Annotated in this window: 10 protein-coding genes; 7 read left to right on the top strand and 3 right to left on the bottom strand. The window is 38.7% G+C overall.

The features are described 5' to 3' along the window. The first annotated feature begins 24 nt into the window (after positions 1-24). The 5 genes from LBE40_RS00640 (at position 25) to trpS (ending at position 9,015) form a co-directional block, all read left to right on the top strand. Positions 25-1,062 (top strand): BID domain-containing T4SS effector, encoded by a 1,038-nt coding sequence (locus LBE40_RS00640; protein ID WP_004861190.1) that lies wholly within the window; start codon positions 25-27, stop codon positions 1,060-1,062. 306 nt (positions 1,063-1,368) lie between these two features. Further along, a complete protein-coding gene (locus tag LBE40_RS00635; protein WP_004861188.1) occupies positions 1,369-3,621 on the top strand; it encodes a BID domain-containing T4SS effector in 2,253 nt (750 codons plus the stop codon). Positions 3,622-3,934: 313 nt separating this feature from the next. Then, complete coding sequence (locus LBE40_RS00630) at positions 3,935-5,890, top strand: BID domain-containing T4SS effector (RefSeq protein WP_004861185.1); 1,956 nt, start codon at positions 3,935-3,937, stop codon at positions 5,888-5,890. Positions 5,891-6,295: 405 nt separating this feature from the next. Beyond that, positions 6,296-7,867 (top strand): murein biosynthesis integral membrane protein MurJ, encoded by a 1,572-nt coding sequence (gene murJ / locus LBE40_RS00625; RefSeq protein ID WP_081486001.1) that lies wholly within the window; start codon positions 6,296-6,298, stop codon positions 7,865-7,867. 77 nt (positions 7,868-7,944) lie between these two features. Beyond that, positions 7,945-9,015, top strand: a complete 1,071-nt coding sequence (gene trpS / locus LBE40_RS00620) for a tryptophan--tRNA ligase (protein ID WP_004861178.1) — start codon at positions 7,945-7,947, stop codon at positions 9,013-9,015. Between the two features lie 183 nt (positions 9,016-9,198). On the opposite strand, the gene LBE40_RS00615 is transcribed toward trpS, so the two are convergent. Both LBE40_RS00615 and LBE40_RS00610 read right to left on the bottom strand, forming a co-directional pair. Further along, positions 9,199-9,468 (bottom strand): hypothetical protein, encoded by a 270-nt coding sequence (locus tag LBE40_RS00615; protein ID WP_040297124.1) that lies wholly within the window; start codon positions 9,466-9,468, stop codon positions 9,199-9,201. A gap of 120 nt (positions 9,469-9,588) precedes the next feature. Continuing rightward, positions 9,589-10,311, bottom strand: a complete 723-nt coding sequence (locus LBE40_RS00610; protein WP_004861174.1) for a phage DNA encapsidation protein — start codon at positions 10,309-10,311, stop codon at positions 9,589-9,591. Between the two features lie 192 nt (positions 10,312-10,503). Between LBE40_RS00610 and LBE40_RS00605 the strand changes: the two genes are divergently transcribed. Then, a complete protein-coding gene (locus LBE40_RS00605) occupies positions 10,504-10,995 on the top strand; it encodes a universal stress protein (protein ID WP_004861171.1) in 492 nt (163 codons plus the stop codon). Positions 10,996-11,049: 54 nt separating this feature from the next. Further along, positions 11,050-11,628: a NifU family protein gene (locus LBE40_RS00600; RefSeq protein ID WP_004861168.1), complete on the top strand. Its 579-nt coding sequence runs from the start codon at positions 11,050-11,052 to the stop codon at positions 11,626-11,628. A gap of 89 nt (positions 11,629-11,717) precedes the next feature. Here the strand turns inward: LBE40_RS00600 and LBE40_RS00595 are convergent, their stop codons facing one another. Then, the gene (locus LBE40_RS00595) at positions 11,718-12,053 is read right to left on the bottom strand and encodes a zinc ribbon domain-containing protein YjdM (RefSeq protein ID WP_004861165.1); all 336 of its coding nucleotides are present in this window, start codon (positions 12,051-12,053) and stop codon (positions 11,718-11,720) included. Positions 12,054-12,355: the final 302 nt, after the last annotated feature.

Raw genomic sequence — 12,355 nt, 5'->3', positions numbered from 1 at the left:
AATAATTCTTGAAAGGAAACATACATGAAAAAGAATCATCCATCCCCTTCTCCACAAGCTAACCCAGAAGTCCTCTACGCAGAGGTTAATAAACCAAACAGAAAACAACACCCCACACAACAAACGGCCCCTGAAGAGCTCTACGCAAAGGTTAATAAAGCACCAAGACAGCGCTCCCCACAATCAGAAGAAACTATCTATGCACCCCAAAAGCCACTAGGAAATCCCTATGACAGACTTGGTGGGAAGCCAAGTGATGGGCGACGTACTGACAGGCTAGTAGACCCCTATACAGTAACTGATCTGGAGGCAAGTAATTGGGGAGAGCCTTACTACAGCACCGTTGGCGAGGGTGCACATAGAGGACAACGTCACGAGAAACCAGAACATCTCTATGCAGAGCTTGACTTTGGTGAAAATGCTGGGCCTTCCCCCAAAAAGCCAGTGGAATCTGTCTATGCAACGGTTGGCATAGGTGCACAGGGTGGGCAAGACTCCCTACAACGAGAAAATCCTATCTATGAAGGATTGAACACAGGAAGAACAACACCCCCTCCTAAATCCCCGAAAGATGAAATTACTTCAAAACTCTTAAAAAACGTACACTTCCAATATGGTGTAAGAGAAACCCAAGAATGGTGCAAAGTTGTTTTTGGTAACGAGCATGCTTTGAATACCCAACTTGCTAGGATTCTTGATAATCCTCGAGAAGGAGAGAACGTCTTATGGGAAGTTGCAGGGAATCCTGAAGGTGTAGGTAAGCTTGCTGGTACAAAAGTACTTGGTGTGAAATCCCCAAGCCGCAAAGAGGCTGAAGACGGTTTTGGCCCTCTTTGTGCTGCTCTTGAAAGACATGTAAAGACTGCACAAAAGCTACACAAAGACTTTACCCGTGAGCAGGCAAAACAACAAGGACATGAAAGAGGAGAAAGTCCAGAAAGACACGGTGAACACAGACATCATCATCGTCACGCAAGAGAAGAACGCCAGACTTCTCCACAGCGCGAAGTGCAACCACGCAGCAGACATGAGGGTGGAAAAGGAATGGCTTTTGCGATGTAAATATACATAAACTGTTATCTGACCTTTTAGCGCAATTCATTTTATATGGGTTGCGCTAAAATTTTTTGTGCCCTGTTATGGAAAAGTTCCATCAAAACAGTCCCTCTATTTTGTATAACTTATTGATAAAATTTCATAAAAAAGCTGTATAAAAGTCACAAATGTCGATTATGAGAGCTACGAATAGCGCAGAGTCTTTAGAGGTCATTCAGATGGGCACCTTCTTTTGTATAAAAGCTACCAAAGCGTAAAGGTGGAGAGTGCACCAAAGAGGTTTTCTAAAATAATTTTTGAAAGGAAACAGGCATGAAAAAAAAACAACCTTCCCCTTTTGTAGCTCGCATGATAGAAGAATTTGAAAAAAATCATGAACAATCTATTGGAACACCCGCTAATCCCGCAGTTGCCCAAAATAATCAAAAACCACCTCTCCCAAAACGCCCAGAAAAGACTATACCGGCAAGAGTTACTTCACCCAAAATATCTCACGGAAGCGATAAGGCACAAAGCAATACAATAACACAAGACAGCCAAGCGCAACACGTAAGGGTTCCCCCACAAAGACCACCGCGGGCAAGAGACAAAGAGCTAAGCAAAAACACAGCAACACAAGACAGCCAAGCGCAACACGTAAGAGTTCCCCCACAAAGACCACCGCGGGCAAGAGACAGAGAGCTAAACAACAGCACAGCAACAAAGGAGAGTGAAGCACTGTATGCAACACCTGCTCCACAAAAACCACCGCGCACAAGAAATAGTGCACAAAGCAAAAGTGCAACAACACAAGAAAGTGAAACTGTATATGCAGAGCTTGAGATAAAGACACCGCCTCTCACGAGAAATAGAGAAAAAAGCAATGGTGCCACTCAAAAAGAGAGCACCATATACACAACGGTTACTCCATCAAAAGTAAGTACATCTATCCCGAAAGAAGAATTTATCCAGAAAATTAGAAACAATATTTTGGTCCAAGGCTGTAAAGACGAAATCAAAAGTTTGTCTCAAACTGTTTATGGAAACCCAGATATTTTTCAAACAAAACTTGAAGAAATTGAAAAAAATCCTTCCCTTGGAACAAGCCTTTCATGGCAAGTTGCAACAAGTCCTAAACTTGTTGCTAATCTTGCTGGAAAAAAAGTTCTTGGCATAAAAAATCAAGCACGCAAAGAAGCTGAAAAAAATATTTCATCCCTATGTTTTGCCATTGAAAATTATGCCGAAAGTGTAAAACAGGCAAAAGAGAATGTTTTACATGGCCATCGAGCAGAACAGATACGCCATAAACATACACTAGACCTAAAGCAAATGGCTGAAGATCTACAAAAGCCGCGCAAACCTGAGCAAACGCCTCTTTCGCATAAAGAACTCGTTCACAGAGTTAAAAGTAATACGGTGGTCCAATATTGTCACGCAGAAATCATATATTGGTGCACAGTTGCTTATGGCGACCCAAGTATTTTGCAATATAGACTTGAAGAAATTCAAAAATCTCCTGCCATAGGAGAAGAGCTTGCATGGCAAGTTAAAACACACCCTCATTCGTTTGGTAAACTTTCTGGTTACAATATCTATGGCTTTAAAAATGATGCACGCACACAGGCTGAAAATGCTCTTACACGTCTGAGTGAGGCCATTGAAGGCTATGCTGAAGCTATAAAACATGCAAAAGAACAAATTATACAAAGCCAAGAAGAAAAACACAAACGCCATACACAATCTACAGAGCAAGAGAAAAACCTGCAAAGACAGCAAAGCTTATCAAAACCTCCTAAACAACCTGAACACTCACCAGCAGACAGACATCAAGCAGCTGTTGAAACTGCCATGCAAGCTGAATGGAACCGGCTTGGTGCTCGACCACGCACAGTGACAACATCCGAAAAAACTGATGTACAACACAAACAAGAAAGCGTTTTGCCTACTTCTCACGCAGAACAAAAACACCATGAACAAAAAACGCAAAGAGAGCAAACAGCTGAAAATCAGCAAAAATCATTTACAGCTGAACAAGAAAAAATCCCTACTCTTTCGTATAAGGAAATTAGCGACAGAGTTCAAAATGATCACTCTGTTCAACGTGCTCAAATAGAAGTCTACAATTGGTGCAACATTGTTTATAAAGACCCATTTGTTTTGCAATATAACACTGAAGATGTGCAAAAAATTCCTGTTTTGGGAGAAGAACTCTCATGGCAAGTTGCAAATCAGCCCACAATGTTTGCTCCCCTTGCTGGAAAACAAGTGCTTGGCATAAAAAATCAAGCACGCAAATACGCTGAAGGCGCTGTTCCTTCCCTATGTGCTGCCATTGATGATTATACCAAAACTGTAAAAAAAGTCAGAGACGAGATTGTAAAAACGCATCAAGAACAATCCTCCGAGCGAGATAAAAGCATGCAAAAACAAAAAAACCTCTCGCAATCTCCTCAATTGTCTGAGCGCTCATCAGTAAAAAGGCATCCAGAATCTGCTGAAAACTCTATGCAAGTATACAAAAACTCACCAGAGGTTCATCAGCGGAAAGTGAGCGCCTCAAAAGCAATGGCGTTAACCAGCTAAACTTCATAACCTATTGTTTTTAATATAATTTCTTGGTGCAATCATTTTACGTAGATTGCACCAAAAGTTCTTGTGTAATGTTGCAGACAGTCTCAAAAAACATCCCCCTCAATTTATCTAACTAACTGATAAAGTTGTACAATAACACTTCATAACAATAAATATTGACTATGGTCCATACGAATAAAGCAAAATCTTTTGCATCAAAAAAGGGCTTTTTCCTTTGGATAAAAACTATGAAGTAAAGGAGAGAAGCATCGCAAAAAGGCTTTCAAAAGAAATGTTGGTTTGAGAAGCGTGAAAGGAAACATCTATGAGAGACAACCAAGCAAACTATTCTGCGTCTCACACATCAGAACAGCAAAAAACATCAAAAATTTGTGATACCCTCTCTTTTACAGCGCCAAGGGCTAAAAACCTGCGAGATACATTTCCTGCAAAAGAAGAAATAGCACCTTACCTCCTCAGAAAAATGTCTTCATCAGAAGTTCAAGAAGAGAATATGTCACCGCGTAATTTTATTTACCCAAATAATATCACGCTGAAAAATAAATATGGAATAAGGAATTACCGCCAATTCCAAACACAGTGTGCTCACGATTCAGCAAGAGCAATCATTAATTTGCGCCATGAAGCACCACCACAAAAGCTAACATCTGCATATCTCCTCTATATTCACCAGACTTTATTTAAAAATACGTTTGAATGGGCAGGACAAACGCGCGACAAACCCTTTACCTTTGAAGATGGCACTGTTGCCTGCATGCCAAAAATGAAAAAAGCAGGCATTTTTTTTGCATCGGGGGAAAAGGTACAGGAAGGTCTTAGAAATTTAGATAGAACACTTAGCGAAAAGAATAATTTACAAGACTTAACCCGCGAAGAGTTCATTGAACATGCAACTGAAATGATGATACAATTAAACTACACCCATCCTTTCAGAGAAGGTAATGGGCGCACACAGCGGATGTTTTTTGAAAAACTTGGTCAAATTGCAGGTCACGAACTAGAATTTTCTCTTGTGACAAAAGAACGCATGAATCTTGCTAGCATTGCGTCACTAAAATTTGGTGATTCAGAAGCGATGAAATATCTGTTTGACGATATCTCCAATCCAGAAAAAACGCTTATTTTAAAGGAATTCATGGACCACATGAAAACTATTGGGCTTGAAAGTATTAATCATCGCCTTATCATGACGGCCAAAGAAGGTGAAACCTATACAGGCTTTTATAGAGGCAGTGGAGCAAATGGTTTCATGGTTGATGTTAATGGTACTTTCATTATAGGGAATAAAAACAATCTCTCACCAGAACAACTCAAAACATTAAAAGTTGGTGATGCCCTCTCTTTTACGGCACCAAGGGCTCAAGACTTACAACAAACACTGATCCCAAGGGAAAAAATAGCACCTCTTACAAGGGATGAAATTGCTGAAAGAGTTCAAAACAGCGCATTAGTCCAAACGAGCATAAGAAAAATCGAAGAATTGTGTAAGATTGTTTATGGTGATCCCCATATTTTGCAAAACAAAATGCCGAAAATTAAAATTCCAGTGACAACTGAAAATATTGCTGAAGGAGAACAGTTTGCACGACAAGTTGAAAGCTTTCCTCAATCTATGCATAGACTTCATGGTATCAATATATGCGGCATAAAAAGTGGCGCACGCGCGCATGCTGAAGAAAATATTTTGCCCTTAAGCCATGCCATTTTTAATTATGTGCATGCTGTAAGACTAGCGGAAAATAATATTCTCGAAAACCACCAGCTAAAGCAAAAACGCTGTGAAAAATCGGTTAAAACGCCTAGTCAAGCGATGAACAATCTCTTTTCTCTATCTAAAGAACAACAGCAAGAATTCTTAGCGCAATCTCCTGAGTTGCGGATGCAAATAAATACTTATATGCTTCAATTACAAGAGCGTCTCTCACCGTGTGAACAAAGAGCTATAAGGGAAAATAATTACCAAGAGCTCGCTAAAACTATTGGCACCTCAGTAAATAATGCAAAGGAAATTGCAAAAATTTTCCAAAAGGGGAAAGAAATACAACTGAATATGCAACCAGAGCATTTTCTTCACCGCCAATCTAAGGAACACGCAGCAGCAAGTTGGAATAAATCTACGAAAGAATATGCTCAAATTTCTAGTCAATCAGTAATGAACACAAAACAATTGATAAAATCCATAAAACAAGAAAAAGCGCCGCAACAAAGTATTCAACGGCATAAAACTGAGAACGTAAAAGTAATGACTATGTGTCTATAAATTTCAATTTTTCAGCCCTTTCTTAAGCTGGATCATCACTTTTAGAGCACTCTCGTCTTTTGCTCATTTTCTCTCAACGAAGAAGATGTGTAAAAAATACAAGATAGATAACTATTGGCTTCCCCATTTTTTCTCCGCTCTTTATCTTTTCATAACATTACCTTCTATCTCCAAAATTGAGAAAAAGAAATTTTAATATTTTATGTAAGAAATCAAACGATAACTAGCAACAACAACTATAGCTTAAAGAGTATGAATGCGCTCTTATTGACAGAAGGGCAAACACCATCGTAAAACGCTTTAGCTTTACAAAAGAGTATTTATATTAACACACTGATTAGATTTTTATGATCTAAAAAGGCTTTATTAATCACTTCTCCTTCATGACAAACCCGATGTATCTTTATGACCTTGATTAAAAAGTTTGCCACTGTTGCTTCCGGAACCTTGATGAGCCGTATTTTTGGCTTTTTACGCGAAATGCTGATGGCAGCAGCGTTGGGGACTGGTCCTGTTTCCGATGCGTTCAATGCAGCTTTTCGTTTTCCCAATACATTCCGCCGTTTTTTTGCTGAAGGCGCCTTTAATGCAGCTTTTATTCCCCTTTTTTCAAAAAAAATTACCGAAGATGGTCAAGAAACCGCATGCAAATTCGCAGAAGAAGTCTTTGGCGTTCTCTTTTCGCTGTTGTTACTTTTAACCATCGCCATGGAATTAAGTATGCCTTTTTTAGTACGAACGGTTATTGCTCCAGGCTTTACAGAGGATGCCACAAAATTTAACGCCACGGTTCATTTTACCGCAATCATGTTTCCCTATTTAACATGCATGTCTTTAGCAGCAATGATGGGAGGAATGTTAAATGCCTTGCGACGCTATTTTATTGCAGCCATAGCTCCCCTCTTTTTGAATATTATTCTTATTGGCATACTTGCCTATGCTTGGATCTATCAGCTTGACGCTTGGCATATCGGCTTAAATCTTTCTTGGGGTGTCTTAGCAGCAGGAATCCTTCAACTCACCTTGATCGCGGTTGCTTTGCGTCAAAGTGGCATGAAAATTTTCCTCCGTCGTCCCCATTTTAGCCCCAATGTTCGCAAGCTTCTCACTTTAGCGTTCCCTGCTGCCATCACGGGAGGTATTACCCAAATCAATTTGCTCATCAATACCAACATTGCTTCTAGCCAATCGGGTGCCGTATCTTCTTTGATGTATGCTGATCGTCTCTACCAATTGCCCCTAGGCGTAATAGCAATTGCCGTTGCAACGGTTCTTTTACCAGAATTAACAAGGGCTCTACGCAGCAAACAGCACAAAGAAACGCACGATTTGCAAAATCGCTCTATTGAATTAACTCTGTTGTTAACCCTACCCGCATCCATTGCTTTTCTACTGCTCTCCACCCCCATTATCAGTTTGCTTTTTGAGCGTGGACAATTTACCAGTCAGTCAACACACCATGTTGCACAGTTACTTGAACTTTACGGGCTAGGACTCCCAGCCTTTGTCCTGATCAAGGTGCTTATTCCTAATTTTTTTGCCCATGAAGATACAAAAACACCGATGATTTTCACCGGCATTTGCGTTTTCATCAATATTGGTCTTGCCTTAACATTATTTCCTTCTTTGTCAGCACGAGGCATTGTCATTGCCGAAATTACCTCTGGATGGGTCAACACACTGTTGCTTTGTGGCATTCTCATCAAACGCAGCTATTGGAAATACGATGCACAACTGCTAAAACGCGTTACATGTTTGATACTCGTCACCGTTTTAAGCATGGTAACCCTTCATTATCTGCTTAATGTGCTTGGCTTTTTGTCTTTTCCCTTATCCTCACACGCGCCGTTTTTCTTGCGTGCCAGCACCTTGGCAGGGATAATGCTTGTCATATTCTTGGTATATCTCAGTGCTTATTTTTTACTTGACACACGTTCGTTTTTCCGCACCCTCAAAAATTTCACAAAACACCTCTAATATTTTATCTTGCTTTCATAAAAACGCTCTGACACAAAACACAAAATAAACAACCTGACTTAAGAAAGAACTTTTCTATGGGCACCTTTACACCGCTTGTCTTTTCCGGCGTACAACCGAGTGGTAACTTACATCTTGGCAATTATCTTGGAGCCATAAAGCATTGGGTTGAGCTGCAAACATCTTATAATTGTCTATATTGCGTTGTTGATATGCATGCACTTACAGTGAACCCAGATCCACAAACTTTAAGTGCATCAACCAGAGCAGCCACAGCCGCTTTTTTAGCTGCTGGAATCGATCCTCAAAAACACATTATTTTCAACCAGTCTCAGGTTTTTCAACATGCCGAACTTGCATGGATTTTAAATTGTATCGCCCGTATCGGCTGGCTCCAACGCATGACACAATTTAAAGATAAAGCAGGAAAAGATCGTGAAAAAGCGTCCCTAGGACTTTTCGCTTATCCAAGTCTTATGGCAGCCGATATTTTACTCTATCGTGCCACACACGTTCCGGTGGGTGAAGATCAAAAACAGCATGTTGAACTCACCCGCGATATTGCGCAAAAATTCAATAATGATTATGCTGACCGCATTGCAGATTTAAATTTTGATATTTCAATGCAAATGAATGAGGAAAAAAGACAAGGCTTTTTCCCAATGCCAGAAGCACTGATAGGAAAAACAGCCATGCGTATAATGTCCTTGCGCGATGGTACAAAAAAAATGTCAAAATCAGATCCTTCAGATTTTTCACGCATTAATTTGACCGATGATGCTGATCTTATTGCAAAAAAAATACGCAAAGCAAAAACCGATTCCGCTCCTCTCCCCGACACATTAGAAGCTTTAGAAGGACGACCAGAGATTGACAATCTGCTTGGTATTTATGCAGCTTTTGCAGAAGTAAGTAAAGAAAAGGCCCTTTTAGAGTTTTCTGGAAAACAATTTTCGCTTTTCAAAACAGCCTTAGCTGACCTTGCCGTCTATAAGCTTGCACCCATAACAGGGGAATTGCGTCGACTGCATCAAGAAAATGCTTATATTGACTCTGTTTTGCACGATGGTGCACAACGTGCCAGTGCTCTAGCAGAAAAAAATATGAAAAAAATCCGTAAAATCGTTGGATTTTTGCACAAGGCATGAGATAATGAAAGTAGCTGTAAAAAATAAAAAAAGAAGTTATACTCGAATTTTGAGAAAATATCTTTCCCCTTTACAAAAGACGCCCCCTCACACAAGAGACCTTGATTATCTTTCTTATGCCTTACATCATTGCCATAAACAACGATATTTTACAGCATAGTAGAGATAATTGATTTTCTTATTTTAAACCTTTTTGATGAATGGTTGCATAACTCTTTTAACATCCATTGTTTCAAAACAAACATCACCATATCTTATAAATTTAGCTAATTGTTTAAGTTTGCGATCTTTTGAAATGCTTCCTTTAATTGCACCTTCGTATAAAGTGTTATCCATACTGTAGGTAATATAATCTTTATTAAAACCTTTTTTAATGAACAATTTATCAGATGCAAAAAAGACAGCTAATTTTTGGTTTTGAATGATTAAGTTAAAATAAGGTCTTTCTGGCATTGATTTCATTTTATCAATGAATGAATAATCATCATTAATATTAATAGCATTATTATCTAATACGAATGATCCATATACTGTATCTTTAATTGATTTAGCAAATTTTGTATCAGACTTTATTTAAATAAATTCTTTTCCGAAGGTATGACCTACTAAAATTAATTTTTTACGAAAGAATGAAAATTCATTAGTATGATGATTTCTTAAATCAAAAAAATCGAAATAAGGATTATAATGTGATACGCTGTTACCAAGGCATATTATACGAACATCATCACGGAGCCTAAATACGGTTTCACATAGACTAATTAATTTTTCCGGTTCATTCTTTAAATATTTTCCTTGTTCACAAATATATTCATCAAAAATGATTGTTTTAACATTAGAGAAGGAGCGATGTTTGTATTGGTTAACTAAAGATAGAGGGATTAAATATCCGCAAAGCATGTCATTTTTTGCTTTAAATAGAGGTGGTAGTCTGTATGATATTTTTGTACTGATTTTTGCTTCAGTTTCTTCTCTACCTTGAGAGAACTTTTCTAACTCATCTAAGTAAATTTCTGAATTATAAAGGATATCTTCACCTTTGCATCTAAATTCACATGGTTTAATAATGCCTTCTTTTTCTAAAGCAATAAACATCGTATCTTTTACATGTTGAATTTCTTTTTGTGTGCGACGTACGTATATGAATTGTTCATTTCTTTTTTTGTAAGCATTACAAACAAAACGTAACGCGCTAAATGTTTTTCCTAATCCTCTATTACTATCTAAAAAATTCCATAGTGCATTATAGGAAAGCGCTTTGTTTAAATCGTAGTACAACTCTTTGTCCCCCGCCATTTTAAAAAATATTAATATTTAATTCATAATATAATTTCACAGGAGCTTCTTTTAAAGACCCACTTATTTAATTTTTCTCTAAAATTGCGCTATCTGAAAAATTCTATTGAAACTTTTTCCAAGTTACCTTTACTTAGATATTTGAACAAGGTTGATTTGAAATATTTTCACTAAAAAAGGAGGAGGAAGCACATGGCTTCTAAGCGAAAAGATGCAAAAGCAGAGCATAAGCGAAAAATTTTAGTGATTATCGATGAAACACCAGAACATCGGCGTGCCGTTGCTTTTGCTGTACAACATGCCAAAAATACCAACAGAACATTAGTATTGCTCTGTGTTGTTGACAGCGTAGAATTTCAACATTTTCTAGGTGTAAACAACATTATGCGTACAGAATCAACGCAAAGTGCTCATAAAGTGTTGGGAGAAATTGCTAATGATGTACGCACCACACATGACCTTGAAACAGAAATTGTTATACGTGAAGGTGAGAAAATTGATGAAATTTCCAAACTGATCGACGAAGATAAAGAAATCTCACTTATTGTTTTAGCAGCCAGTGAGCATACAGAAGGTCCAGGACCGCTTATCCAACTCATCGGTAATCGGGGAACAGCTTTTTCAATCCCTGTCACCGTCATTCCGAGCAATCTTGCGGATGAAGATATTGAATCTATTGCCTAGATACATATTCTATATTCAATGACTATTTTCATCCCTAACTATAGAGAAAAATGTATGTTTATTCAAACTGAAACCACACCAAATCCTGCAACACTGAAATTTCTGCCAGGGCGTGTGGTCCTTTCCGAGGGCGTGTTAGAATTTCGCGATCGCGAAGAAGCCGCTAAAAATTCGCCTTTAGCTGCTAAACTGTTTAATATTCCAAATGTCAACGGTGTCTTTTTAGGCTATGATTTTATCACTGTAAGCAAAAAAGAGGGAGAATGGCAACATCTTAAACCGGTCATTTTAGGCACAATTATGGAACATTTTTTGTCCAATGACCCAGTTATCACCACCAACGCGACGGCACAAGCGCAAACCCACGCCCTTAACGAAGAGTTTTATGACGAAAAAGATGCTGATATCGTCTTAACAATTAAAGAACTCCTCGAAACGCGTATTCGCCCAGCCGTTGCCAATGATGGTGGAGATATCACTTTTCGCGGATTTGAAAACGGTATTGTTTACCTCAATATGCGAGGAGCTTGCGCTGGATGCCCCTCTTCAACCGCAACGCTAAAACATGGCATTGAAAATCTTTTACGGCATTTTATTCCAGAAGTTTTAGGTGTTGAAGCCATGCCACAATAAAAAATGAAAGGCTCTTCTTCAGAAGTAATCTCAGACACATGCAAATGCATTTCGCCAAACAAGAAAGCCCGCTACAAACTATATGCCAACTAAATTTTCTTAACAAATTCTGACTTTAGACCAATCTGACCAATCCCAGGGATTTTACAGTCAATATTATGATCTCCATCCACAAGGCGAATATTTTTCACCTTAGTCCCACTTTTGAGAACGGATGCAGCACCTTTTACTTTAAGGTCTTTCACCACCATAACGCTATCCCCGTTGGTCAAAACCTGACCATTGGCATCATAAATAATGTCGGAAGGAAAAGCATCTTCACTCTTTTGTAGCCATTCATGTGCACATTCAGGACACACAAAATTTTCACCTTCTTCATAAGTATAAAGACCACCACAGTGAGGACATTTAGGATATTGGCTCATACATTTTCCTCTTTTGTTCAAAAAATCATTCCTTTACGCGGTCATAGAGCAATACGTACACATTGTCTATTGTCTCACAAAAAACATCTGACCTTTTCTCATCTCATCCCTGCCCCTGTGATACCGTATAATAAAAATCCCATTGGGCACCATCATCTTTACGTTTATGAAGATGCTAACCGGTACACGCACACGCACTACCCTTGCAGATCACAAATGAGGTTGAGGTATAGAAAAAACTCCTTACGAAAGCCCTAAAATCCGAACACGAAGATTAACCCATTATAAATGAGCCCATACTA

The organism is Bartonella taylorii (genome assembly GCF_023920105.1).
GTDB classification, from domain to species: Bacteria; Pseudomonadota; Alphaproteobacteria; order Rhizobiales; family Rhizobiaceae; genus Bartonella; species Bartonella taylorii.
The sequence above is the reverse complement of the archived record's forward strand: the minus strand, read 5'-3'. Positions and strand labels throughout refer to the sequence as shown.